This window comes from Lacticaseibacillus sharpeae JCM 1186 = DSM 20505, assembly GCF_001436225.1.
Classification (GTDB): Bacteria; Bacillota; Bacilli; order Lactobacillales; family Lactobacillaceae; genus Lacticaseibacillus; species Lacticaseibacillus sharpeae.
This window is the reverse complement of record NZ_AYYO01000044.1, coordinates 49,965-75,608: the sequence shown is the minus strand read 5'-3', so window position 1 is coordinate 75,608 and position 25,644 is coordinate 49,965. Positions and strand designations below refer to the sequence as shown.

Annotated in this window: 28 protein-coding genes and 1 pseudogene; 8 read left to right on the top strand and 21 right to left on the bottom strand. The window is 55.0% G+C overall.

The features are described 5' to 3' along the window. Nucleotides 1-137: 137 nt before the first annotated feature. From comA to FC18_RS08705, 6 genes are all read left to right on the top strand, one after another. Nucleotides 138-893, top strand: a complete 756-nt coding sequence (gene comA / locus FC18_RS08730; protein ID WP_056976093.1) for a phosphosulfolactate synthase — start codon at nt 138-140, stop codon at nt 891-893. Continuing rightward, nucleotides 893-1,543, top strand: coding sequence for a histidine phosphatase family protein (locus FC18_RS08725; RefSeq protein ID WP_056976092.1), 651 nt, complete (start codon nt 893-895; stop codon nt 1,541-1,543). Before comA ends, FC18_RS08725 begins: the two co-directional genes overlap by 1 nt. A gap of 174 nt (nt 1,544-1,717) precedes the next feature. After that, complete coding sequence (locus tag FC18_RS08720; RefSeq protein WP_054677273.1) at nt 1,718-2,389, top strand: sunset domain-containing protein; 672 nt, start codon at nt 1,718-1,720, stop codon at nt 2,387-2,389. 1 nt (nt 2,390) lies between these two features. Further along, complete coding sequence (locus FC18_RS08715; RefSeq protein WP_054677271.1) at nt 2,391-3,263, top strand: DNA/RNA non-specific endonuclease; 873 nt, start codon at nt 2,391-2,393, stop codon at nt 3,261-3,263. A gap of 204 nt (nt 3,264-3,467) precedes the next feature. After that, a complete protein-coding gene (locus FC18_RS08710) occupies nt 3,468-4,868 on the top strand; it encodes a hypothetical protein (protein ID WP_054677269.1) in 1,401 nt (466 codons plus the stop codon). A 250-nt stretch (nt 4,869-5,118) separates the two neighbouring features. After that, complete coding sequence (locus FC18_RS08705) at nt 5,119-5,385, top strand: hypothetical protein (protein ID WP_054677267.1); 267 nt, start codon at nt 5,119-5,121, stop codon at nt 5,383-5,385. 37 nt (nt 5,386-5,422) lie between these two features. On the opposite strand, the gene FC18_RS08700 is transcribed toward FC18_RS08705, so the two are convergent. From FC18_RS08700 to FC18_RS08665, 9 genes are all read right to left on the bottom strand, one after another. Then, nucleotides 5,423-6,436, bottom strand: a complete 1,014-nt coding sequence (locus tag FC18_RS08700; RefSeq protein WP_225353651.1) for a serine hydrolase domain-containing protein — start codon at nt 6,434-6,436, stop codon at nt 5,423-5,425. A 75-nt stretch (nt 6,437-6,511) separates the two neighbouring features. Beyond that, nucleotides 6,512-8,227, bottom strand: a complete 1,716-nt coding sequence (locus FC18_RS08695) for an oleate hydratase (protein WP_263849235.1) — start codon at nt 8,225-8,227, stop codon at nt 6,512-6,514. A gap of 43 nt (nt 8,228-8,270) precedes the next feature. Next, on the bottom strand, nt 8,271-8,399 hold the full coding sequence (locus tag FC18_RS12405) for a hypothetical protein (protein WP_263849233.1): 129 nt from the start codon (nt 8,397-8,399) through the stop codon (nt 8,271-8,273). 159 nt (nt 8,400-8,558) lie between these two features. Beyond that, nucleotides 8,559-9,143: a TetR/AcrR family transcriptional regulator gene (locus tag FC18_RS08690; protein ID WP_054677263.1), complete on the bottom strand. Its 585-nt coding sequence runs from the start codon at nt 9,141-9,143 to the stop codon at nt 8,559-8,561. Nucleotides 9,144-9,200: 57 nt separating this feature from the next. Beyond that, nucleotides 9,201-9,815 carry a DedA family protein gene (locus tag FC18_RS08685; RefSeq protein ID WP_054677261.1) on the bottom strand — a complete coding sequence of 205 codons (615 nt, stop codon included), beginning with the start codon at nt 9,813-9,815 and terminating at the stop codon, nt 9,201-9,203. Nucleotides 9,816-10,077: 262 nt separating this feature from the next. Then, entirely contained in the window at nt 10,078-10,422 is a 345-nt protein-coding gene (locus tag FC18_RS08680) for a DUF1831 domain-containing protein (RefSeq protein ID WP_054677259.1), read from the bottom strand. Nucleotides 10,423-10,591: 169 nt separating this feature from the next. Beyond that, the gene (locus FC18_RS08675) at nt 10,592-11,752 is read right to left on the bottom strand and encodes a cysteine desulfurase family protein (protein ID WP_054677257.1); all 1,161 of its coding nucleotides are present in this window, start codon (nt 11,750-11,752) and stop codon (nt 10,592-10,594) included. A gap of 69 nt (nt 11,753-11,821) precedes the next feature. Then, nucleotides 11,822-12,511 carry a 5'-methylthioadenosine/adenosylhomocysteine nucleosidase gene (locus tag FC18_RS08670; protein WP_054677255.1) on the bottom strand — a complete coding sequence of 230 codons (690 nt, stop codon included), beginning with the start codon at nt 12,509-12,511 and terminating at the stop codon, nt 11,822-11,824. Between the two features lie 38 nt (nt 12,512-12,549). After that, nucleotides 12,550-12,807 (bottom strand): hypothetical protein, encoded by a 258-nt coding sequence (locus FC18_RS08665; protein WP_054677253.1) that lies wholly within the window; start codon nt 12,805-12,807, stop codon nt 12,550-12,552. A 259-nt stretch (nt 12,808-13,066) separates the two neighbouring features. Between FC18_RS08665 and FC18_RS08660 the strand changes: the two genes are divergently transcribed. After that, nucleotides 13,067-14,050, top strand: coding sequence for a 5-bromo-4-chloroindolyl phosphate hydrolysis family protein (locus FC18_RS08660; RefSeq protein WP_082620494.1), 984 nt, complete (start codon nt 13,067-13,069; stop codon nt 14,048-14,050). Further along, on the top strand, nt 14,050-15,270 hold the full coding sequence (locus FC18_RS08655; protein WP_054677250.1) for a toxic anion resistance protein: 1,221 nt from the start codon (nt 14,050-14,052) through the stop codon (nt 15,268-15,270). The genes FC18_RS08660 and FC18_RS08655 overlap by 1 nt, the downstream gene beginning before the upstream one ends. A gap of 90 nt (nt 15,271-15,360) precedes the next feature. Here the strand turns inward: FC18_RS08655 and FC18_RS08650 are convergent, their stop codons facing one another. From FC18_RS08650 to glmS, 12 genes and pseudogenes are all read right to left on the bottom strand, one after another. After that, a complete protein-coding gene (locus FC18_RS08650; protein ID WP_054677248.1) occupies nt 15,361-15,804 on the bottom strand; it encodes a hypothetical protein in 444 nt (147 codons plus the stop codon). Beyond that, nucleotides 15,804-17,000 carry an acetate/propionate family kinase gene (locus FC18_RS08645; RefSeq protein WP_054677246.1) on the bottom strand — a complete coding sequence of 399 codons (1,197 nt, stop codon included), beginning with the start codon at nt 16,998-17,000 and terminating at the stop codon, nt 15,804-15,806. Before FC18_RS08645 ends, FC18_RS08650 begins: the two co-directional genes overlap by 1 nt. Before the next feature lie 9 nt (nt 17,001-17,009). After that, entirely contained in the window at nt 17,010-18,020 is a 1,011-nt protein-coding gene (locus tag FC18_RS08640; RefSeq protein ID WP_056976090.1) for a class I SAM-dependent methyltransferase, read from the bottom strand. A 539-nt stretch (nt 18,021-18,559) separates the two neighbouring features. After that, complete coding sequence (locus tag FC18_RS08635; RefSeq protein ID WP_225353663.1) at nt 18,560-18,895, bottom strand: ComGF family competence protein; 336 nt, start codon at nt 18,893-18,895, stop codon at nt 18,560-18,562. 73 nt (nt 18,896-18,968) lie between these two features. Beyond that, nucleotides 18,969-19,265, bottom strand: a complete 297-nt coding sequence (locus tag FC18_RS08630; protein WP_156300803.1) for a hypothetical protein — start codon at nt 19,263-19,265, stop codon at nt 18,969-18,971. Continuing rightward, nucleotides 19,262-19,723 (bottom strand): type II secretion system protein, encoded by a 462-nt coding sequence (locus FC18_RS08625; RefSeq protein WP_054677240.1) that lies wholly within the window; start codon nt 19,721-19,723, stop codon nt 19,262-19,264. The genes FC18_RS08630 and FC18_RS08625 overlap by 4 nt, the downstream gene beginning before the upstream one ends. Then, the gene (locus FC18_RS08620) at nt 19,724-20,062 is read right to left on the bottom strand and encodes a prepilin-type N-terminal cleavage/methylation domain-containing protein (RefSeq protein WP_054677238.1); all 339 of its coding nucleotides are present in this window, start codon (nt 20,060-20,062) and stop codon (nt 19,724-19,726) included. 2 nt (nt 20,063-20,064) lie between these two features. Beyond that, nucleotides 20,065-21,030, bottom strand: a complete 966-nt coding sequence (locus FC18_RS08615; RefSeq protein WP_054677236.1) for a type II secretion system F family protein — start codon at nt 21,028-21,030, stop codon at nt 20,065-20,067. Beyond that, nucleotides 21,023-22,078, bottom strand: a pseudogene (locus FC18_RS12335) (ATPase, T2SS/T4P/T4SS family). Before FC18_RS12335 ends, FC18_RS08615 begins: the two are co-directional and overlap by 8 nt. Nucleotides 22,079-22,223: 145 nt before the next feature. Next, a complete protein-coding gene (locus tag FC18_RS08600) occupies nt 22,224-22,958 on the bottom strand; it encodes a YebC/PmpR family DNA-binding transcriptional regulator (protein ID WP_054677229.1) in 735 nt (244 codons plus the stop codon). A 186-nt stretch (nt 22,959-23,144) separates the two neighbouring features. After that, a complete protein-coding gene (locus tag FC18_RS08595; protein ID WP_056976089.1) occupies nt 23,145-23,675 on the bottom strand; it encodes a VanZ family protein in 531 nt (176 codons plus the stop codon). Between the two features lie 153 nt (nt 23,676-23,828). Continuing rightward, nucleotides 23,829-25,640 (bottom strand): glutamine--fructose-6-phosphate transaminase (isomerizing), encoded by a 1,812-nt coding sequence (gene glmS, locus FC18_RS08590; RefSeq protein ID WP_056976088.1) that lies wholly within the window; start codon nt 25,638-25,640, stop codon nt 23,829-23,831. Nucleotides 25,641-25,644 lie beyond the last annotated feature (4 nt).

The following is a 25,644-nucleotide window of genomic DNA, read 5'->3' as shown; positions in this document are numbered from 1 at the left end:
TGTACACAATCTGCGCCAGTCGTGTGACATTGTGACCTATTCACAAAAATTTCATTGATTGTGCACAGTTTTGTTGGGCTTAGCATTCATGATGGGGTGGTAACGAATAAATTAGTGGATACGAACGGAGCATAATCATGAACGCATTTAATTTTCTTGGTGCCAAGCCCGCCACGGGCAAAACTATGATGCTGGATAAGGGCTTAGGTCTGCACGCCGTGGACGACTTGCTGGCAACAGCGGGTACCCACATCAGCTTTGCCAAATTCGGCTGGGGAACTGCCGCAACGATGGACGCGGAACTCATCAAGGCCAAGACGGCCAAATACCGGGCCGCCGGCATCATTCCCTACCCTGGCGGCACCTTGCTCGAGGTTGCGACCGCAGCCGGCAAACTGCCTGAATTTTTCGCTGAAGCCAAGGAATTGGGCTTCACCGGCATCGAAGTGAGCGACGGGTCCACGCAGGTTGGGCCCACAACGCGGGCGAACGTAATTCAGCAAGCCCGCGCGGCCGGCTTCTACGTTATTTCCGAAGTCGGCAAGAAGAATCCCGAACTCGACCATGACCTCTCGACGGCCGAACGGCGCAAGATGATCCAAGCCGACCTCGATAATGGCGCCCACTACGTCATTTTGGAGGCCAGAGAAGCCGGGAAGAACATCGGGATTTACGATGCGGACGGTAACATCATCGGCTCCGAACTGGATGCATTAGCAGCTATCGGCGTGGATAAATTAATCATCGAAGCACCCCTTAAGAGCCAGCAGGTCGCATTAATTCTTAAATACGGGCCCAACATCAACTTGGGCAACATCGCTTGGGATGAAGTCACAGCCCTTGAAACGCTGCGCCGCGGACTTCGGGGCGACACAGTGGGGAAAATCGAGTAATGCAAAGAATTTTTATCATCCGCCACGGCAAAACCGAATGGAACCTGGCTAAGCGGCTACAAGGCGCCGGCGCCGACAGTCCGCTGCGCACAGATTACGCGCAGCAATACGCCGATTTGGCACGTTATCTCAATCAATATTCCTATGCGGCGGCTTACAGCAGTCCCCTGCTCCGGGCACGTCAGACTGGTGAAATTATCTTAGCCAAATTAAACCAGAACACCGTGCCAGCCCTGCAAATTGCGCCGGGTCTCACCGAAATCAGTTTCGGTCAATGGGAGGGCCACACCCGTGATGAACTGATTGCGAACCATCACGAGCTGTTCGCCAAGTTGTCGGCGCGCCAAAATGATCCGGCACTGGCGGCACTAGGGGTTGAAGACTTCACCGCCGTCCGTCAGCGGTTTGCCGCCGCAATCCGGGCAATTAGTGCGCGTCAGGCCCCTGACGCCAACATCCTCATCTTTGCCCACGGTGGCGCCACCCAGCTAGGCATCAAGGAGCTGACGGGTAACGAACACCTGCTGGGGTTGAAAAATCTGTCCACCTCAATCCTGGCTGTGCAAAACGGCGAGTTCTTCGTGGACACGTACAACCAAACGGCCTACCTCAAGCATGTTGACCTGAACGAAGGCAACGTTTCGATTTGATCCTGGTTAAATAGCAGCACGGCGATTGCTTGCCCGCAATCGCCGTGTTTTTTAATCTAGGTGACATTGCTTTCCCCCACCCTCTATATTAATAATTAAATATATAGCCAAGGTTACTTGGCTAAAAAGGGAGAAACTGGGCGCACACGCTCAGCATTTTGGGAGATTTCATTGATGATTATTGCAATATTTGCCGCGGCAATCGCCGTCTGGATCGGCATTGTCAGCATGCGCCGCAAGCGGTGGCCGGCCGGACTGCTGGTCATCGGCATTGCCGTTTTGAGCATTGGCATTATCGGTTGTTCCAGCACCGCGGGCAAGGCCGACACGACAGCCAAGACCAGTATTAGCTACAAAATTAAGCATAAAACGGTGCGCGTCGGTGCCAGTCGACTCGCGGCGGCGAAACTTGAGTCCAAAACACTCGCGGACCGGGCCACCAAGCAGGACGCCGAGTACGCATCAGTCAAGAGTGCCAGCAGTAGTGCTACTGCTGCCAGCAAACGCGCCGCTAGCTCCTCTGCTGCAAGTGCTGCAAGCGCAAAACGCGCCGCTAGCAGTTCCGTAGCCCGTGCCCGCGCGGCAGCCAGCAAGTCCGCTAGTGCGCGCAAGTCTGCCGCCACGCGTCAATCCAGCACCCACCGCGCCGCAGCCACCACCGGCCGGGCGGTCACCAACCGCGGCGACATGAACACCGGTAACAGCAAGCGCATCGTCGGGAACAAGAATTCCAAAATTTACCACGTTCCCGGTCAAGCCGGATACCGGATGAACAGTGCCAACGCCGTCTACTTCGCCTCCGAAGCGGCAGCCAAGGCCGCAGGTTACAGAAAGGCGTTGCGTTAAGATGAAACCAAATCGCATCATCACCACATTTGTCGCCGTTATCGCCATGAGCACCACCATTGCCACCCTCACCGGTTGCAGCGCCAGTGCAAGCGATAAGGTCAAAGTGACAGCGCGCACCAAAACCGTCACCAAAAAGGACCGCACGGACGAAAAAAAGGCCGTCAAACTCGAAGCCAAAAACAAGCGCGAGCGGCAACGGCTGGACAAACTCGCGCAGGAAACCGCAACCATGAAGGACGCATTGGCCAAGCAGACTAAAAAGTCGGTGCCAACCAGCAGTAATGCCGGAAGTCCCGCGAACCTGGCCAGTCTGAATTACACCGGTGAACAAGAAATCACCATTAACGGCAACAAACCGGGATTTTCTGCGGCCGAAATGAGCACCAGTCGCGGTGCTTGGGAAAGTTACGGCAACCTTGACGGGCAAAACCGCGTGACGACCGCCAACGCCATGCTCAGCCAAAAGCTGATGCCAACGAGCGACCGGACCGCGCTCACCTGGGACCCCACGGGCTGGCACAATAAGCGGACCGCCCACGGCTGGCTGTACAATCGCAGTCACCTCATCGGGTTTCAACTTTCTGGTGAGAACAACAACCCGAAGAACCTGATGACCGGGACCATGAGTCTGAACAACCCGCTAATGCTCGTGCACGAAGATGACCTCGCTGCCTACATCAAGGCTAGCAGCCAGCACCTTGTCCGTTACCAGGTACGGCCAATCTTCCGCGGCAACGAGCTCGTCGCGCGTGGCGTCCAGCTGCGTGCCCAGTCCGTTGGCAGTAACACCATCGCCTTCAACGTGTACATCTTCAACGTCGAAGCTGGCTATAAGATTGACTACAACACGGGGTACAGTACCAAGGAGTAACAACTAAGTTCTATATTATGCATAGATAAGCGTCTGCCTAACATTGGCGGACGTTTTTTTGCGTATGTGCATAAATTTGCTAAACATTTACCAAATATATATGACAACGCTACCACCAATCCTGTACAATTAATATTATAAGCAATGAATTTAAATCGACATTAACTGCGGCTAAATGCCAGGACAACTAAAGGAGGCACAATTATGACTTCAGCTCAAGCCACCCCCTCAATTGCACTCATTGCCATGCTCGGTAGCGAACTTAAACACGCCGGTCAAAGCGAACCGAACCTGGAGCGTCTCATCGCTAACCCCCAGTGCCCTGAATGGGTAATCCCGGCGCTGGTCAAACTAGCTGAACGGAATATCAGCTGGGGCGACGCATTGCGCGTGCTCGACCTGCCGGATACGGACGGTGAGACTTTACGCCAGGAAGCAAGCCGGTTTGCGCACGCGGATCCACGCACCCTCATCGCCATGGTCGTCACCGAAATCGCAACGAGCAACCTGACAGACTTCCCGACCCCCGCAGAATACCGGCGCATGCGCTCCCGTTCGGCGCCGTCACTGGTGACCCTCGCCATGCACCGAATCACCTGGCGCGCGGTGCAGTCGCGCTATGAATACCAGGAATATCACGCAACACAGAGTTCCACCAAGCCTGAAGCAGAAGCGGTAATTCCTGAAGCTGCGGTTGCCAAGGCCACGCACGGCATCGACCAAACAGCAACTGCAATCCGGTCCGGTGCGTTCAACGATTTGGCCAAACCGAGCCAAACAGAAGCGAAGACGCAACGTAAGGCGCAGTCGCCAACGCGCACCAAACTTCTGGCACCCAAACCGAATCCAGACGCGCTGCGCATCAAAGCCGCAATTGCCAAAACGCCGGCCCCGGAACCGCCCGTGTCAACTAAACCTGCCCCTAGAAGTTGGTTTCAGCAACAGACTGACCGTACCGCCGCGACCATCCAGGCCGCAATCATTCAGCTAATGCATGCACATCAGGTCTTCGGTCCCACCGATTATCAGCAGGCAGTGAATTTTGATGTCGGTCCGCAGCCCAATGAAGTGGCGCGAGCTTTCGGCAGTGACTTCTGGTTTAAAACCCAGGACGCATACATCGCTAAGTATGGCGCAAACGCAGTGCCTAAAACCAGCACTGAGCGTAACTGGCGCGCCCTGCCCATCGAGGAAGTCTTCAAGCGGATGCACGACGAGGCGCAGACACTGCACCTGTCCTCCGAATTTGCCTACAACTCGCGGCGCCGACCGGAGCTAGCACCCAGCACAATCATCGTTCGCACGTTGTGTCAGGAACAAAACCTCGATTACCGCCAGCTGCGCAACCGGTTCTTCGGCCAACTCGAAAACCACTTTACCGAAGCCCCGCGCAACTTCGCGACGTACCCGCTCGAATACGTCCTCACCGCGTTCCACGATGGCCTGCGCGAAACGGGCGCTAAGAATGCTGCCGAATACGACCGGGCCTACAATCGGCGCCGGCACCCATCCCTGGCCCAGGTTGAACGGGTGGCCGCACGCAACAGCCTGACTGCGCGGGATGCCTACCACCAGCTTTTTCAGGAACCAGAATTCCCGTTATAAAGTGCGGACGGCCAGTCAATAATAAAATAAGGCTGGCACGCACCACTGCACTCTGGGCCCATGACCGGCGCATATCCACCATTTCGCGTAATTGCCGACTGCAGCGGGCGTCAACCCCGCCTGTTGCGTTATCAAACAATTAGATATAACTTTTATCTAAATTTTAAAATAAGAAATCAGTCATTTCGCGTGACATTCACTTCGCGTTCCGGTATGCTATAACTAATCAATGAAATAAGGAGTGACGAAAATGACCCGACGCGAATGGCAATCAATGACGCAACACGAACTATTGACGGTGGTAGACAGCTATATCAAAGAACTGGACATGGCCGCAAAGCCCTCCATGACCGCTGCCAATCGCCGCTCAACGGACGAGATTCCCCTCAAGCAGCTGATTGCGTACATGTACCGCAAGCACAACATGCAGTGGAGCACGATTCTACTCACGTTGGGCTATCCGGCACAGGTACGTACGCGCAGACTGACGCGCACACCAGAAGCGAAAGCAAACTAAAATGAGCGGACTACACATCGTGTGTAGTTCGCTCATTTTAGTTCAAGAACTTGGCGATTAACGCATCGCGCTGCGCCAGAAAGCCTTCGTGGACATACGGGTGCACCCGGTTGCTGAGCACAATGAGACCGAGCTGCTGGGTCGGATCAAATAAAATAAACGTTCCCGTGTAGCCGGTGTGGTACAACCATGGCCGCGGGTTCCCCGCCTGGTAGCGCAGGTTATAGCCGATGCTGCGGTGCTGACCGGCGGTATAATCGCGCTGCAACTGCCGGGACCAGTCCGGTGCCAGCGCGGTTTGCGCAATGTTGCCAAATGCAATCTGCACATACCGCACCAATCCCGGCAACGTCGCGAACATGCCGGCCGCGCCTGAATGGGCGCCCAAAATCGCGCTCTTGGGGTCGTGCACCACGCCGCGTCGCAGCCCAGCTGCCGGCGTGTAGCTGGTCGGCACGCTGGCAGCAGCATCCGGCGCGAAAGTGGCCTGAATTCCCCACGGTGTGAGCACCCGCTGCGTGATGATCTGCTGGATTGGCACGTTCCCGTAGACCTTCTCCAGTGCCCAACCCGTCAGCAGCAGGTTAAAGTCGCGGTAGACGGCCACGTGCCCGCGGTCCGCGCCCACGTGCAGCTGCGTGGTCAGCGCCCGTTGCAGCTGGTCTGGCGGCAATTCATCGCGGTGCGGAATATAACCTTCCAGCCCCGATGTGTGCGTCATGAGCTCGCGAAAGGTCAAATCGCCGCCCGAGAAGGTGGGCAACACCGTGCGCACTTCTTGATCAAGCTGCAGCAGCCCCGCACGGACCGCCTGCAATAACAGCGGCGTGGTGCCGATGACCTTCGTCAGTGAAGCAAGGTCGTAGTACATGTTCGCGGTCAGCGGCACGGTGGTCGGTTTAATCTGCGCGTTCCCGAAATATTCACTGTAACTGCGCTTGCCGGCGATAACGGCATAGCTCACGCCGGGCGTTACCCCGCTACTAACCATGTGCCGCAGCGGTCCGTCCACCATGGCAGCCATGCGGTTAATCTGCTCAAGTTCATTCATCTGGTTCACCTCGAAGCCCATTATAACACCGAAAAGGATGCCAACATTTGTCGGCGTCCTTTAGTGTAGTGCGGTTTAGCTGAACATCTTCTTGGTTGCGCGCATGAGCGTTGGGATATCCTTGTCGTAACGTGGTGTGTCCACCAGGTGACTCATCGGGATACCAGCAAAGTGGTACGCGGCAATTTCGCCGGAACGAACCGCGGACTGCTCGGTGAAAATCATCTGGTATGGCTGCTCAACGAATTCACCGGTAAAGGCAAGGTTCGTGGAGTGGGCCGGGATTACCTTAGGCCGGTCGGTCTTGGCGCGGTTGTTGAACAGTGCGGATGCGTATGGCATGTAGACGGGGATGCAGTTGATAACTGAGTCCATGATGGCATCTTCGTGTTCGCGGATGTTCACGGGGCCAGGGTCAACCTTGGACAGCTGCCCGATAAGTTCTTGCAGCATTTCCTTCCCGGTCATCTCGATGTACGGCTTCTGCACGAATTCGCCGCGACGCCGTGGGTAGAGGAAGTAACCCCAGATAACAGATTCGTTTGGTTTTTGTTCCGTGAAGTGTGGCTGGTGGTGGACAACAATGGACATGTTGACGTCAACTTGACCCAATGGCGTAATTGGCGATGTCGACAGGAAGGAATTCAGCGCGTTCCCTGGTTCCTGCGTCGTAATCCGACTGATTTCGTTGAGCAACGTGTGGTCCTTGGTGGTCAAGGTGAAGCTGACCCACTCACTAGCGTCACGGTCGGCGAAGAACTTGTCGGGGTTACCCAAGTTGTAGAACCGCTCGGTCGCCTTCTTCCACAGACCGGCAGCGGCACCATAATCCATGTTCTCAGGTGCTGGTGTGTCCAGGTCGCCCATCGTCGCCGAGTCGGTGATGGAACCGTTCGTGAAGATCACGGCGGTGTCGTCGTCCACATCCACGTGCTCTTCCTCGCCGGTTTCGGTGTTGGTCATGGTCAAACCCGTCACGGTGATTTCGTCGGTCATCTTACTGTCCTTGAAGTCCCAGTCCGTAACGCGCCGGTTAAGCACAATCTGGCACCCCTGTTCCTTCAGGTAGTTGATCAGTGGCAGCATGATGCTCTCGTACTGGTTGTAACGGGTACGGTTAACGCCGACCAGGTGTTCAATCTGCGTAAATTCATAAATCATCTGGTGCATGTAGCGCCGCAGCTCCTGGGCCGAACTCTTGGTGCGGAAGGCAAAGGTGGTCTCCCACATGTACCAGAAGTTGGTCTGGAACATGTGTGGGTCGTCCTTGAAGTACTCGGCGATGGAGACGTTGTCGAGCTTCGTTTCTTCCTTGTCCGGCGTCATAATCAGTTTGGTCAGCAGCAGCCGGTCCTGATTGTTCAGGCCCATCTTGCCGCCATCAATGATGCCCTTACCACCCTGGAGCAGGCGCGCCTTGTCGTACGTCCGATGCTTGGCGTCAAAGTCGTAAGTGTCTTCGGCGGCCGTCATCCCCGGTTCGGTAACTGACTGGACGCGGGACAGCAGGTCCATCAGGTCAACGTAGGTCCGGTAGTTGAGCATGCGTCCACCACGAGCAACGAATCCCTTAGTGTTGGTCAGTGGGTGGTTCTTGTTCCAATATTCGTCGACCTGGTCATCGGTGGTTGAACCGTCGTTTGAACCGTGGTCGTCCAGGGAATAGAACGTAATCTGGGAGCCGTCCCAATGTGCTTCTTGAATCAGGTAAACGGCGGACGCCATGTTGGCAAGTCCGGCACCAATCATAATTGCTTTTGTCTTCATTGTTGCTTCCTTTCCTGACTGCATGCTAGATGCGCATCCAGTCAACGCGATTGTTCAACTACGCGGTTTAGCGCCCTTCGAATTCCTTATAGTCCTCGGCGTCATCGTGCAGCAGGTCGAGCCGGTTAACGATGAATGCCGTTCCCGCCAGAGTCAGACCGAAGATAATCCCGAAGAATACGTGCTTTTTACTCATAATGTCCTCCTTCGCCGGCGCTACGGAAATCCGTACCGCCAATCATGAATGCGGTTTCTTTTTGCTTACAAGTCTAGTTTAGGGGCCATTTAGTGCAAAAAAAATGGGCAAAGTACTGGCTTTGCCCAAAGATCATTTAAATAATTCCTAAATCCTAGCCTACTTCGCCCGCGGCACCGCGTAGAAGCCGTACTGTTCGCGGCCGTTCTTGATGGCGTTGGCAATCCCGCCCCGCAGCATGATGTCGGCCCGTTGAATCAAGCTTTCCTTGTCCTCAGTCAGCCCATCCATGAGCCACTTGATGACCTGCGCCACGATTGCGAGACCGTAAAAGTCCGTGATGTCTTTTGCAATCTTAGGCGGCACGTCCGCATCCGCATCGTGAATCACGCGTTGCACCATCTCTTCGGACACCGCCACCAGCAGCTTTTCGAGCAAATCCCGGGCGACTGAATGAAATGAGGCAATGCAAAAAGCCTGGTTGTCGCTGATATAATCCAGCAGCACCCGGTAGGCCTGTTGCCACTCATCGAACTGGGCGTGGGCGCGCAGTTCCGCAACCACTTCTTGATCATAAATCCACTTGAGGAGGGAATAGATGTCATCGAAATGGTAATAGAACGTGTTCCGCGTCACCCCTGCCCGCCGCGTTAGCTCTTCAATCGTGACGTGATCTAAGTCCATGGTTTGCATCATGTCCTTTAACGTCGTTGCCAGTAATGTTTTGGTTGCACAAACAGTCATTTTCCCACCTCTGGCCTTAATTTTAAAAGGCCAAAAGCGCCGGCGCAAGCATTCACGTTACTTTGACGTGCGACGCTTTTGGTAAAATATCGCAAATAGACCGCCCGCTAATACGACCAGGATGACGAGGGCAATGTGCGCGTACGAATCAACGTAACCTGCCACCTGACTCCAGGCGTGACCCGCCGCCCGGCCGAGGAAGACGAGGACGAGGTTCCAGACCGCTGTGCCCGCCGTGGTCAACAGCAGGAAGTGGCCGAAAGGCATCTTGGTTGTGCCCGCCGGAATGGAGATGAGGCTGCGGATGATGGGGATGAAGCGACAGAAGAATACCGCGATGTTCCCCCGCTTCTTGAACCAGCCCTCCGCCTTCACGATGTCGGCGGGTTCAAAGTGGAGAATACGGCCAAGGCGCCCGGCAACCATTCGTTCTAAACGTTCGGTGCTGAGCAAGCGGCCGACCCAATACAGAATCGCCGCACCCAACACCGAGCCGATGGTGGCGTACACAACCACCCAGCTGACGTTCAATTCACTGTGCTTAGTCATGAAGCCGGCAAAACTGAGCACCACTTCGGACGGAATTGGCGGGAACACGTTTTCCAGCGTGATTAATAACATAATGCCCAGATAACCGAAGCTCTCGATGGCGTTAATGATGAATTCTTGCATATTTTTTCTCCAGGTTTGATGCCGACCTTGACGCAAAAAAAGCGGCCGCGGACGGTCGCCAGGTCTAGGCGAGTACTCGTCTCGGGATGATGCCCCTGTTTGCTTCAACTGCTGCCGTGGCTGCCGGCTTATTAATATTAATATACCAAACCGAACATGATTATGGCCTGCCAGTGCCGGTTAATTGGAAATTCTTAATTATCAGTGGCATCAAAAAGCGGCTCGGACATCATTATCCTAACCGCTAGCAGTTAAATCATTTTTAGTCAACGACCGCGAGTACCTGGCGTTCAAGCAGGTTCTCCAGCACGTAGTTGTACTGTTCCACGTTCGCTGCCGTCTTGTCGGACTTGAAGATGTCCACTGCCCGCAACCCGTTAGCTGTCGTGACGCTCATGGAGAACTTATCAAGATCCTTGCTGACGGTAATCCGCAGCTTGTTTGCACTGGTGAACGGGCTGTTCGGATCCAATGCCCGCTCCATCTGGAACCCGCCGTTCTTCGTGCGCATGAAACCCGTGTCCATCAGCGTGTACCGCTTAACGTTCGGGCTGAGCTTGTAGGTCTTGGAGTCGCCCAGAACCTTAACTGTCTCTGTCAGTGCCATAATTATCCACTCCTATCACTCGGCGCGGGAAAAATCAGGCATTCCGCGCGCCGCGTCATTTTGTTCATGCTTACATTTTATCACATGCAAGCGGTTAGATGGCACTTGTGGGTCGAGAAAACGCAAAGACCGCGCAAATTTGCATTGCGCGGTCCGCTCATAAATGATTCTATTTCTGTTTCCGGGCCAGCAGCCGCCGAACAATCTTGATGAGTGCCTGGGCAAAGGCATCGACATCTTCGGCAGTGGTGGTCGTCCCAAAGGAAATCCGGATGGACTCGCTGATGCGTGGTGAATCCTCACCGTACATCGCGGTCAATACGTGCGAAGGCTCGAGGCTCCCCGCGGTGCAGGCTGAGCCGCCAGAAATCGCAAAACCGGCCAAATCAAGGTTGGTCTGCAACGCGTAGGTCGACGCGCCTGGCAGCCAAAGGTTCAGCACGTGCTGCAACCGCTGGTGTTCTAGGTTCCCGTTGACGTGGAATTCAACGTCGGCAGCCGTGAGTGCCGCCGTAATCTGGTGGCTGAACTGCAGGAAGTCAGCCTGCTTTTGCGCCTTGGCGTCCTGATTCAGCAGGGCAACGGCGGTGCCGAACCCGACGATACCCGGAATGTTCTCCGTCCCAGCCCGGCGCTTGCTTTCCTGCTCGCCACCCTGCAGCAGCGGCTTGATGTGGACGTTGTCGCTGCGGTAGAGCAACCCCACTCCCTTAGGCCCGTTCAGCTTGTGGGCGGACGCCGACAACAGGTCGATGCCGAGCTTAGCGGGGTCAAGGTCAATCAGTCCGAACGCCTGCGTCGCGTCGACGTGGAACAGCGCCTGGTGGTCAGCCAGCAACGCACCGATTTCTGCAATCGGCATCACACTCCCCACCTCGTTGTTCCCGTACATAATGGATACGAGGATGGTCTCGTCATCAAGGGCGGCCTTGAAATCCGCCAAACTAATCTCGCCGTTCTCGTCCACTGGCAGGTAGGTCACGGTGAACCCTTCTGCTTCCAGCGTGCGCATCGGCTTGAGCACGGAAAGGTGCTCGATGGCGGTGGTAATAATGTGCTTACCACGGCCCGCATTGGCCCGCGCCGTCTGCATGATGGCCGTGTTGTTGCTTTCCGTCGCACCCCCGGTGAAGACGATGTGGTCGGGCTTGGTGTGCAGCGTGCTCGCCAATTGCCCGCGTGCCTTATCCAGGGCAGCGTGCGCGGTGCGCCCGAAGAAATGAGTCGAGCTGGCGTTACCGAAGTCATTCATCATCTGGTCAGTCATTGCCTGCACCACGGCTGGATGCATCGGCGTTGTGGCCGCGTTATCTAGATATACATGGTTCATAATTACGCTAATTATCCTTTCGTCAAAAAAATGGCCACCAAAAATACTTGGCGGCCACCGATATTTAAATTAAAGTGCCTTGAGGAAAGCCAGCAGCATTGCGGCGCTGCGCTTCCCGGCTTCAACGATGAACTCGTCGAAGGAAACGCTAGCGTTCTCATCCCCGGTATCACTCATCGCGCGAATGACCACGAATGGCGTCTTGAACTGCGTTGCAACCTGCCCGATTGCGCCGCCTTCCATTTCGCTAGCGAGCGCATCAGAGTAGATGGACTTAATCTTCTCAATTGCGGGCGTGCTGCTGATGAACTGGTCACCAGTAACGATGAGGCCCACGTGGGTTGTCAGGTTGGTAGCCGCCGCTGCCTGCTGAATCTTACCCACGTATTCTTCGTCTGCCTTGAAAATCTGGGGCTGGTCTGGCAATTGCCCTGGTTTGTAGCCGAATGCGGTTGAGTTAACGTCGTGGTACGCCACGCCGGAACTGATCACCACATCGCCCACCTTGAGGCCGTCGCCAATCCCACCAGCACTACCGGTGTTGATGACAACATCTGGTTTGAACCGTTCAAGCAAAACGGCGGTGTTCATGCCGGCTTGCACCTTACCAATACCACATTGCACGAGCGCCACGTCAACGCCCTCGATTTTACCACTGTAGTATGGTTGACCCGCAATCACGGTTTCCTGACGTTCGTCAAGAACAGCGAGCAGCTCGCGGATTTCTTCTTCCATTGCACAGACAACACCAATAGTCATTTCATACATCCTTTCACGCCTTAACGGCAGGTAATTAGCTATAGTAAAAACAAGACGAGCGCGACAATAATGAGGAGAATCACCTCAATGCCGATAGCCCAGTTCAGCTTCGACTTCAAGCCGCTAACTTTGCGATAGCTGACTTCATCGAACCGTTGCGTCTTCTCGGGGTGCTTCGCGGTTTCCCGTGCGTACTCCCGTTCCACCGCCACGCGCTTCTTGTCCCGCGCGGCCGCTTCTTGCTCAGCTTGTTCCTGCTGCATTCGGTACTGCTTCCGGGTCATCTGCTCTGCCATGTGCTCGCCTCCTGTCTACATATTTTTAGTTAGTCTTTCATTATGATACACGTATTTGGCCAATTGCACAAAAGCACAAATTAATCTTTCTGTTTCATTTAGAAAATCGTTCAGAATCGTTACAATAGGAAGTGGCACGAGCATGCCGCGGTTTTGATTCGTTCGTAAATTCAGACTAAGGGCGGATAAGCAGGCACGGCGCATATGCTAAACTTAGTGCATACAAGCGGCAGTAGTGTCCCTGAAGGAGTGACGAATAATGTCCAAAAAGACAAAACACACAAAACAAAATCGTGAAGCTCGTCCCCGGCGATTCCGGTGGTGGCGGGTTATCATGTGGACCTTCCTGGGCTACATGTACGCTGTCACGGGCCTCGGGATGAGCACCACCATTGATGGTATCTGGTTCCTTGGCGCTGAGCTGATTGCCCTCATCTTCGGGCTCACCCGCTTTTTCATCGAACAGCACATCATGCGCCGGCCGGAAAAGCCCAAGGAAGAACGCGTGCGCGAATACCAAGTGGTAGGCCTCAGTTTCGTCGGCTACCTGATTGCCACCGCCACCAACGGCATGGTTTTCCAAGGCGGTTACGTGTCCGCACTGTTTGGCCTCAACATCCCGCTGTTCGCCGCGATCGTTGCTGGCTTAACGATTGCTTGGCAAAAACGTAAGCGGCCAGTTGAACCCGCTGTGATTGACCACCCCATGAGTCAGAAGCTGGCAAACCATTACGAAGAAGCCGGCCTGTCCGACAGTGAAATTGCCGTCTTTCGCGAAACCATGGCTGGGGCCAGCAAGAACATCCACAGCCTCGAAACAACGGTCAACAGTAGTGTCGAGCTGCAGGATATCCTCCGCGAATTCGACACCATGAACGTGATTCACGCGTACTTCAAGGCAATCGTGAATGAACCCAAGCGGATGACCGAATCGGCGCCGTTCCTCTACGAACAGCTGCCCAACATGGCGGACCTCACGCGCAAGTACGTGATCATTACGCGCCACGAAGTCAAGACCGCTGACACCTACCTGGTCCTGAACCAGGCCAAGGACGCGCTGGCCAAGCTTGCCGCGACCATCCGCGACGAGTATGCCGCGTTCGTCCACGACGACATTGAAGACCTCGACACCACCGTCACGTTGACTAAGCAGCAGCTCGCCCGCCATGCAAGCATGCACGATGCGCAGACCGCCGCAAACGCGCAGCCTGACGCCGCGCCAGAAGAAAAGGAAGATAAGTAATGAACAACGAAAACCCTGAAGCAAAGCAGGCCTCAGTCAAGGATCTGACTGCTGACCTCTTGAATGACCCATTTGCCACCTCCATGGCTGCCCCGGCGGCTAAACCGGATGCGGCACCTACAGCTCAGAGCCCCGACGCCACGGCCAACATGTCCGCCGCAGACGTCCAGGCGGCGCACGAATTAGCCAGCAAGATTGATCCAACCGACCAGACCGCGGTGCTTTCCTATGGTGCCGGCGCCCAGCAGAAGCTGTCCGCCTTTTCCCAGAACATGTTAAACAAGGTTTCCAGCTCCGACACCGGCGCGATTGGGGATGCTTTGACCTCCCTCATGACCCGGCTGAACGAAACTGACCCCGACGAACTGCGGCCTGAGAACAGCAATATTTTCAGCCGCGTCTTCGGCAAGGTTAAGCGCAGCATCTTCGAAATCACGGCCAAGTACCAGAAGATTGGCGCGCAAATCGACACCATCGCTGTGCATCTGGATAAGGAAAAGAACGGCCTAATCACCGACAACAAGCTGCTCGAGGAACTCTATAGTCAAAACAAGTCCTACTTCGAGGCGCTGAACATCTACATTGCCGCCGCCAAGATGAAGCAGGATGAGCTGAACACGAAGACCATTCCCGAAGCCCAGGCGAAGGCCGAAGCTAGCGGTGACCAGATGGACGTCCAGACGGTCAACGACCTGCAGCAGTTCGTGACGCGCCTGGAAAAGCGGACGTACGACTTGCAGCTCGCTCGCCAAATCACATTGCAGCAAGCACCCCAGATTCGGCTGATTCAAAACACGAACCAGGCCCTGGCGGAAAAGATTCAGGCCAGCATCAATACGGCCATTCCGCTCTGGAAGAACCAGGTGGCCATCGCCCTCACCCTGCTGCGCCAGAAGGAAGCCGTCACTGCCCAGCGCGAAGTATCCGAAACCACCAACGACCTGCTCAAGAAGAACAGCCAGATGCTGAAGATTTCGAGCATCGAAACGGCGAAGGAAAACGAGCGTGGTGTGGTTGACATCGAGACCCTCACCCAAACTCAGGGTGATTTGATTGATACCCTGAAGGAAACCCTGCAGATCCAACAAGACGGGCGGGCCAAGCGCCAAGCCGCCGAGAAGGAACTGGCGAACATGGAGGACAACCTCAAGTCCAGCCTGCTCGAATACACCTCTGGCGCGATGCAAGACGCCCAGCGGCAACGCAAAGAAACCTACTAACTGCACAACAGGGACTGAACATCACCGTTCAGTCCCTATTTTTGTGCCCAAGTGCAAAAAAAGAACCGCACGCGGCGGCTCTAATGTCATTTACTGTAATTTAGTGTTCGGTGCTTTGTTCTTGATGAACTCACCCAAAGCGGCTTGCGACTGACCAAAACGTAGCCGGCTCACCCGAATGCTGCCGACGAAGGCTTCGAGGACCGTGAAATCATGCTTGTCATCGTGGGTTAGTTCAACGGTGGTGATGGTACCCCAAACGCGCGTCGCCCCGAGTCCCGCGATGATGCCCCAGTTCGTGAGGCCCTGACGCCAGAGTCCGAAACATGCCATGAGCACGGCGATGAAGTACCCCGTCACTTTCGCGTGGGTATTCAGGGGCATGGCAATCGAAGCGATTAGAAACGCCGCCGCCACTAGCAGGAAGAACCCGCGGCGGAACCAGCGAATCTTAGATGGTACCTGCACCATGAACGCCGCAATCCCGGTCACGATGACCGCCACGATTGCGGTGGCAATATAGATCCAATCCATTAAAGACATTCGCCCACAATGCAGACGTCCCGGGCAATCATCAATTCTTCGTTGGTTGGTACCACTAGTACCTGCGCCGAACTGCCGCTTGCCGTGATGTCTGCTTCTCCCTTCACGTTGTCGTTGACCGCTTCATCCATTTTCAGCCCGAAGACTGCCAGTTTGTCGACAATCCGCTTGCGCATCGCCGCATCTGCTTCACCCATCCCCGCAGTGAAGACAATCGCATCGACCCCGCCCATTTCGGCGATGTAACCAGCGACATACTTAATCATGCGGTTAACGAAGACGTCGATAGCGAGCTTGGATTCCGGCCGCGTGTCGATGGTTGCTTCAATTTCACGCATGTCGGGGGACAAGCCGGACAGCCCGTAGACCCCAGACTTGTTGTTGAGGAGCGTAATAATCCGGTCGGGATCCGTGATATTCAGCTTCTTCATCAGCATCGCCACCAGCGAGGGGTCAATGTCCCCACTGCGCGTGCTCATGGTCACCCCGGAAACGGGCGTGTAACCCATGGAGGTGTCAAAACTAACGCCGTTTTGGACCGCCGTCACGGACACCCCGCTACCCATGTGCATTACCACGAGGCGTAAATCTGCCAGTGGCTTGTGCAAAATTTCCGCAGTGCGGCTGGCCACAAAGCGCACCGAAGTCCCGTGCGCGCCATATTTACGCAAGCCAAACTGTTTGTAGTACTTGGTGGGGATGCTGTACAGGTAATTCATCGCCGGCAGAGACGTGTGGAAAGACGTGTCAAACACGCCCACTTCCGGCACATCAGGCAGGGCGTGCATAAACGCCGCAATCCCGCGTGCCTCCGCCGGGTTGTGCAGTGGAGCCAGTTCAGCAAGATCCATAATCTGCTGCAATCCGTGCCGGTCAATCAGCGTGGAGTGCTTGAACACTTCACCCCCGGCAACGACGCGGTGCCCGACCCCGTTGATCTCATGGTAGTCACTAATAATTTTTAGTTCGAGAAGCTTGTCTAAGAGTAACTCAACAGCTTCATCGGCGGTCTTAATTTCACAGTCGAGCTTGAATTCCTGCCCATCGCCGTACTTAATCTTCACCTTGGAGCCCGGCAGACCAAGACGGTCGACCATGCCCCCCGCGATGACGGTTTCCTCGGGCATTTGAAAAAGTTTCCACTTCAGGGTTGAACTACCGGTGTTAACTGCTAGAATTTTGGCCACGGTTTTACCTCACTCCATGTTGTCGCGGTGCCAGCTTGCTACGTCAGCGATAAACTGCTTGAAGGCAGCCGTATCGTTCAAATCTGGGAACGTCCCGAGCAGCACCTGGGTGGCCTGCTTTGCCCCGTTACCCGGCTTCTGCAGCACAAGCAGCGATTTCTGGGCGGACTTGGTGGCAAAGAAGTTCTCGGGCAGTGCCAGCAACCCCTGGAAGTAGGCGGTCTTAGCCAGCCATTCGGTCAGGCCCTTGGCTTCGTCCGTGCTGAACACGCTGCTTGGCACGTAGAACAAGCCCAAACCACCGGGGGCCAGCACGTTAATCGCCTGTTCGAGTAGCAAGTGGTGGGCGTAGGAATGACCTTCTTTTGCCGCGGTGGCAAAGGCCTTGGCCCGTTCATCTACGGGGTAGTAACCAACGGGCAGGTCCGAAACCGCCACGTCGATGTTGTTGAACTGCAGCGGCTCAATGGCGTCTTGGTGGAACAATTCCACGTCCGCCTTCTGGAGGCCCGCACTCATGCTGGCAACGGCGAGTTGGTCCTCGTCGTTGTCCACCGCGTATCCGTGGACAGCGACGTTCTTCGCCGCGTGCAACTGGTTCATCACGGCGTACAGTAAATTCCCCGTGCCCGCCGCAATGTCAGCAATCTTGAGCTCAGCCGGCAACTTGGGCATCATCGTGGTGACCATGAAGCTAACCAAACTGGCCAGAGCGTCCGGTGTCACCTGCTTATTGGGTTCGATCTGGTCGGCGGCAATCGTGCGCACCAGCACCAACTGCAGGGCCTGCCGAATTTCCTCCGCAGAGTATTCCGCCAGATTCACTTGGTGCAGTAAGTCGGTGAGCTTGGCCGTGGTGTTGGCATCAGGCAGGCCATCTTCCTGGGTGATTTCGTTGCTAGCGAAATCCTCGCCGACCTCAACTAGGGCCGAAATCATGCTGGACTTCAAATTCTTCTGCAGTAAACCAGTCGCCTGATTCAAGACGTCGTACAGCTTTTCCATGTGCTCGTTAGCCAAGACTGTTCCCTCCTTGGGGTCACTGAAATAGTTTCAGAAAACCCGCAATCCTCAGTTCTGCATTCGTATCATTTTTCGTGGATAATCCCGGGTTAAAAATCACAAGCAACCGGGTTTGTTTGCGCATGCTAAAACCCACCTACTGCCGCAGGTGGGCCAGACACGACCCTCATTAAAACACTTAGCTGATTACAGTGTAACGAGGATTTAAATGCAAATCAAGAGCTTTTTCTTTCAGTAAGCGCAATCTAATGAACGCTTAAAAAAACGACGGAAAATTCATGACTTTTCAAGTCAAAACAAGCCACAATGTAAAAACGTTTCACGATTATAGGTTAGATTGCACTCATTGTTAATGTGCTTTAACTCCTTCTGGAACCGAAACATTAGCCTTAATTCGGCTAATTGTGTATTGAGTCTCCGTACGGTAACTTTGACGCCACCTTACAAATTGAATTGTGATAATCCCACACAATACACTTACCACTATCAACAACATTAATGCGGTTATCAATGCACTACCGTTTCTCCTTCGCGAATTACTCACCCCCATTGTCGGTCAACACCCCAACAAAAATCTTACCTGACTCCATAGTTACGATGTATTCGAGTACATTTGGCTTAATAGTTGAAACGTCAAATTGCTTCACATGACGAACAATCGGCATATATCCACCTCCTTTTGCAGTAATTACTAGGGTGTTTGGATTGGCTGGGGTTGACATTAGTTTAAGTGTGTAATGCTGATTTCTTCTTGTCTCAAGCAACAGCTCACCCTTCAAAGCCGAACTATTTACTTTTCCTCCACGCGTCATTTCCTCCAATTCACGTGCACCTGCAAGCATTCCGGTCATTTCTTCATCAGTCCGTTGCATCGACTTACTAACCTGAGTTAGTGGCTGCCACATTAGTATAATAACCACAAATACCACTAGTGCCGCCATACATTCAATGAGTGTGAAGCCTGCGCGTGAACGTCCACTTTTTATCAGTGCCAACCTTTTTCACCTCAATTTTATCCCCCACCACGGTTGCGGCATACTTATCAAATGCTAATGGGGTCTTGACCTGCATTCCTCCAGTAGGGTTAGCATTAGTGATACGAATAGCATTGAGCGCTGCCTGGGCAGCGTACGCTTCTTCGCGTGCGGGCAGCACCAGCTCATGGTGGGCGGCGCTCACTGTCGCCACGGTCACGCAGCAACAGCCAATCACCGCCAGCGCGGCAATATGCTCGACCATCATTCCACCAGCACGCCGTTTTTCAAGAGCTTTAATCGTCCCCACCCCAGTTCTAATACCATTTTGTATACTGCACCACTTTGGCTTTCTATCATGATTGTCAACGGTTGCGTGAAGTTTTGTCCTGTTTTGCGCCGTACCGTGAACGAACTATTATTCATAATCTGCAAACTAAGTGGCGCAATGACTGAAATTACATGTTCTCCATTAGGCAGATCATGCATAAAATTGGCTGTGCAGGGCTGTTTGGAAGCTTGTTTAAACTCCATGGTATAATTGTCCTTCGAATTCTCCGCGTTCACCATCATCGCATTCCACTCGGTCACTACGCGCTGACAAAACGCCATTTCGCGCTGCTCCTGCACCCACTTACGCCCAACCACCACGCCGAGCATCAGCGTGACGGTAATCACCACCAGTGCGGCGAGCACCTCAATCAGCGTGAAACCCCGGCGGCGCAATTACGGAATGTCCACTTGCGGCACGCCATCAGAGCTCGTCTTAAATTTAGCGTGCTTGTCGCTGAGCTGCTCGTACTGCTTTGCGCTGATGAAACCTTCATCGCGTAAATCACCAATATTGGTAATCGTTACCTTGTCGCTCGTGCCAGTATCATCCATCTGCACCTCAATCTGTGCGTTCACGGTCTGTTCCAGCAGCCGGTTGTCCTTCTTGTTTGCCTGGTCCACCTGTCCCTTAACCATCAGGATGAGGGCGAGGGTCAAAACCACAATAATTGCGAGGGCCGCGAGCACTTCAATCAAGGTGAAGCCCTTGCGCCGTTTGATCATTTTTTTCATTATCAGTACCTTTCCACCACTGAGTACAGTGGCAATAGCAGGTGTGCGTACATCACCACAATTTGCACACCCAGAATCAGAAACATCAAGGGTTGGACGAACGCTAACAAGCGGTTCATCCGCAGTTCCAAATTTTTGAATAATCCGCGCGCTAGGGCCGCGGTCGATTGGGCAAACAGGCGCGGCTCTTGGCCCATTGCCATCAGGTGCACCAGACTCGCCGGCACCAAGTCATCCTTGAGCGCCGTCTGCAGGCTCACCCCCGTCAACAATTCGTTGGTCACGCGTCGGCCCACCTGTGTGAGGGGTCCGGGCGCTTGCTCAGCCAGGTAGGCGCAATACGTACCGAGGTCCCGGCCCACGCCGAGGAAGCTGGCCGCACCAATCATGAATTCGTACTGGTAGTACTCCGTCAGAATCCGCCCGATGACAGGAACCCGGTGCAGCACGTCATAGCGTTTTTGCGGTGTCATCCCCTTCACGAAGACCGTAATGAGCAGCACGGTCAGCACAAAACTCAGGCAGATGAATAGCTGTGGACCCATCGCCTGGTCGGGATCAGCACTGAGCTGGGGCAATACCCAGTAGACAATGCCGAATTGCATCACGGTGAGCAGTGCCAGGAGTGTCAGCGGGTACGCCAGCAACTGCCACACCTTAGACCGCGAATTTTGCAGCAACTTCAAATACTGCGCAACCTCGGCCAGGGCTCCGTCCAAATCACCGTGAGCGCCCGCTAAGCCAATCTGGGTGCACACGACGGGCGAGAATCCGCCCCGGGCAAACGCGGTATCAATCATGGTGCCGTCAGCGAGGTCGTCTTGCACGCCAGTCACACGCGCCTTGAGCTTAGGAAACTGGACGCCGATGAAATCCAGCGCGTCCCCCAGCCGAAAACCCGACTGGAGCAGCGTGCTAATGGTGGTGCAGCAATCCGCCTGCGCGGCTAAGGCCAATTTCTTAGTCACCCGTATGCACCTCCTCTGCCTCAACGACCCCATCCTCGTTCCAGCTACCATTCACCGCGACATCCACGTCGGCAATTGGCCCGGGATCAACGGGCGGCTGGTACGCATGCAGCGCGGCACTAGCACTGCTGGCCGCTACGTTTGCTGCACTCGCCGTGGCGAACGCTTTTTGCACCGCGAGCGTCTTGCTGACCCGCTGGCCAGCGCCATCGCGCCAGCTCCACACTTCAACGGCCGGCCGCACGGGCTCCAGGGGTAGCAGCTCGCACTGCGCGGACACCCGCAAAGCACCATTGACCAGCGCTTGCGGTACCCCGAGGCTGACTAGCCGCAGCGGTACGTCCGCGGGCGAACGCGTGTGCACCGTCGCGAGTACAATATGCCCGGCCAGCGCCGCCTCACAGGCAGCCCGCGCAGTTTCCGCATCGCGCAGTTCGCCAATGATGACCACGTCGGGCCGGTGCCGTAGCGACGCTTTCAGCAGGCTCGCGTACGTTTGGCCAGCAACCTGGTTAACCTGTAGCTGCAAGAACTGCGGCTCGCTAACTTCCACTGGGTCCTAAATCGTCATCACCACCCCGCCGTCCGCGGCCAGTTCGCGGGCAAGCTGGTACAGTAGCGTCGTTTTGCCTGAGCCCGTTGGCCCGCACACCGTAAGCAAACCGCGCCCCCGCACCCGTTGCGCTAAGTCCGTCAAAACGGGGCGGGTCTCCGGCGTCACTTCCGGGATGGGGGCAATGAGCCGAATAACCATCGATTCGCGGTCCCGGTAATCACCCGCAGCACTGAGCCGCAAAAACCGTTCGCTGGCCGCATACCACAACGCGCCCTGCTGCACGCGGCGGTGCTCCGATAAGTTCATCCCCGCCTGGTACTTCAGGTAGTTAATCCACTTCTGGGCGTCAGCCGGTTGCACCCGGCGTGGTGCACTGACTCCATTTGGCGTCCGCACCCGCACTTGGTAATCCCCGCGGCCGGGAAAAAGGTACACATCACTTGCTCCGTCTTTTGCGGCGGAACGTAAAATCGATTCAATATCCGTCGTCATCACCTCCACATATATAGATTGCGCAAGTTAGCCAAAAACCCCCGAAAAAAATTTGCTTTTCACCAAATTTTTTCGGGGGTCATGTTTTAGCCGCTATTTAGTGACAAAAAAACACCCCGCAACGTGTGCGGGGTGTAATTGTTAATTAATCTTCGTCAGCCCATTCAGCACTGGTGTAGACGTCGGTAACGTCATCCAGTGCGTCGAGTGCGTCGAGCAGGTTCTGGAAGGTTTCTTCCTTTTCTGCCGGAACAGGAATGGTGTTCTGCGGAATCATTGCCAAGTCGGCAGATTCGAACTTGAAGCCAGCTTCGGTGAGTGCGTCACGCACCTGGGCGAATTCCTTAGCGTCGGTGAGGATAGTGAATTCATCGTCATCGGTCTGCAGGTCTTCAGCACCAGCTTCAAGAGCAGCTTCGAGCATGTCGTCTTCGTCCATGTCGAGGTCTTCACGGCTGATCACAATCTTACCCTTGCGATCGAACATGAAGGAAACGGCACCGGCACCGGCCATGGTCCCACCATGACGGGTGATGGCAACACGAACATCGGAGTTGGTCCGGTTCTTGTTGTCGGTCAGAGCGGAAACGAGGATCCCAATCCCGTTAGGACCGTAACCTTCGTACATGATTTCGTCGTAACTGGTCTTGTCGCCGTCTTCAGCCTTCTTGATGGCACGGTTCATGACGTCCTTAGGCATGTTAGCAGCACGTGCCTTGTCAATCATCAAACGGAGGCCAGGGTTACCACTAGGGTCGGGACCACCTGCTTTTGCTGCCATGAAAAGTTCACGGGAGATTTTTTGGAAGATCTTTCCTCGCTTAGCGTCCTGAGCGTTCTTACGCCCCTGGATGTTATGCCATTTGGAATGTCCTGACATTTCTAACTCAGCCTCCGTTCACGCGATTCTTTCGCGCTTAATGTAGTTTATTTTTTGGGAACACAAAAGCATACTTGCCCGATGCAATTCTCAAACACTCGCAATTATACACAAATATCGTTCGTATTTAAAGATGGCGTCGTTCATTTCTAATAATAATGTAAGGGTGCGCATGAATTCCGCCGGTTAATGCTTAAGTAATGAAAGCCGGTCGCGCTTAGCCACGTGCCGCCGCCACAGCTGCTCAACCAATAGAATAATAATTGTCGCGGTCAGCGCGCCCGTCATGTCGAGCACCACGTCCTGGACCATCGGTGAGCGATCACCCGTGAACATCTGGTGCAGCTCATCCAGCGCGGCGAACCCGCCGGCCATCATCGGGACCATCCAGAGGCGGAACCACGCCGGCTGGATTTTTTCCCGCAACGCAGACGTCAGGAACCAGCCGAGTAGGAAGTAACTGCCGAAGTGGGCAATCTTGCGCACAATGAATTCAATCACCTGAAAATACGTGTGGCCGGGCATCGCGATAATGTCCCCTTGCCCATAATTGATGTGGATGCGCGCCACCACATCCTTCAGTGGCTCGTTGGCCAGTACGCGTTCCAGAAACGGCACACTGGTCTGCTCCTTGTAGGTCATGGAGCTGCTGCCAAAGAGTACTAAGAGCACCAGCAGTGCCAGTAACCACCATTTATAACGCCAAATTTTACGCATGATTCTCCCCCTGTGTGCTTGTAGCTTACCACAACTGGCCGCGTAAAATTCACGTTTTCAGAAAACTTGATAAGATTGAAATCTTTGCCGCAGCGGTAAAAAGTGGGCCCGCATGCGTGCAGACCCACCTTCACTAACTATTAACTTAATTTACTATTCAACCGTCACGGACTTCGCCAGGTTGCGGGGCCGGTCCACGTCGTATCCGCGGTCGAGGCTCGCATAGTATGCCAGCAGCTGGCAAGGCACGATGGTCACCAGTGGCGTCAGTAGTGGATCCGTGTCTGGTACTACCAGCTCGTCACCAGGCTGAGCCAGACTTTCCGTTGCAATCCGCATCACCGCGGCACCCCGCGCTTGCACTTCGGTGGCGTTAGCACGGGTGTGGGCCGCGGTCACGGGGTCCGACACAATGGCCACGACCGGCGTGTTCTCTTCAATCAGGGCAATGGTCCCGTGCTTGAGTTCGCCAGCCGCGAAGCCTTCCGCCTGAATGTAGGAGATTTCCTTCAGCTTCAGCGCCGCTTCTAGAGACAAGTAGTAATCACTCCCACGGCCAATGTAAAAGGCGTTGCGGGTGGTCTTGAACATCTTCTGGGCGAATTCGTGAATCTGGTCTTTTTCGTCCACCAGCTGCTGCTGGGCGGTCGCAATCATGGTCAGCTTGTGCGCCACGTCGAACTGCTTAGCTGCATCGTTGTTCAGGTAAATGCCCAGCGCCTGGGCGAGCAGCGCGCAAGTTGCAACCTGGGCGGTGTACGCCTTGGTGGAAGCCACCGCGATTTCAGGACCAGCGTGCAGGCTGAGCGCGAAATCGGCTTCCCGTGCCAGCGTCGAAGTTGGCACATTGGTGATGGTCAGACTTGGCAGCCCAAGCGCCTTCACCTTGACCAGCACCTGGCGAATGTCGGCCGTTTCCCCACTTTGAGTCAGGAAGACAAACAGCGGCTTCTTGGACAGCAGTGGCATGTGGTAGCCAAACTCGGAAGCAAAGGCCACGGTGACGGGGACGCCCGCAAGCTGTTCAAACAGTGGGGCCGCAACGAGGCTCGCGTGGTAACTGGTACCGGCGGCCACGAAGTACAGCCGGTCGGCCTGCTGCATTGCTGCCAGCAGTTCTTCGGGCATGTTAACCTGACCGTCAGCATCAGTGTAGTTCGAAAGCAGGCGGCGCAAAACTACGGGTTGCTCATCGATTTCTTTGAGCATGTAGAATGGGTAAGCACCCAGTTCGCCGGCGCCTTCAGACACGTCGACCTTGTAGCTGGCGCGCTTTTGCACCTCACCGGCCAGATTTTCCACCCGTACGCCATCCGCAGTCAAGACCACGAGTTCTTCGTCGTGCAGTTCGAGGAAGGTATCGGTCTGGTCGAGTAGTGCCAGCGCATCACTACCAACGGCGTTAAAGCCGTCCCCTAAGCCCACCAGCAGTGGCGACTTGTTCTTCGCTACGTACAGCGTGTCGCTGTCTTCCTTGTCGGCAAGAGCGAAGGCGTAAGAGCCCTGCACCAGCTGCATCACGTGCCGCAGAGCATCCTTGGTTGTGGCCCCGTCGCGCACGAACTTCGCCACCAGCTGTACGGCAACTTCGGTATCGGTGTCGCTGGCAAACTGCACGTCGCTCAGGTATTCGTCCTTGAGTTCCGCCGCGTTGGTCAGCACCCCGTTGTGCACGAGGTAGAAGCGTCCATCGTTAGAAACGTGGGGGTGTGCGTTGGCTTCAGTGGGCTTGCCGTTAGTTGCCCAACGTGTGTGGCCAATACCCAGTGTACCGGTTAACGTATCCGGTACCGCTGCCTGCAGGTTTTTAATCCGGCCCACGCGCTTAATCAGTACGGCTTCATGGCCCTGATCATTCACAAAAATCCCCGCTGAATCGTAACCACGGTATTCCAATTTGGCTAGACCATTCAGCAATACCTTGGTTGCATTAAGCTTCCCGACGACGCCGACAATTCCACACATACGA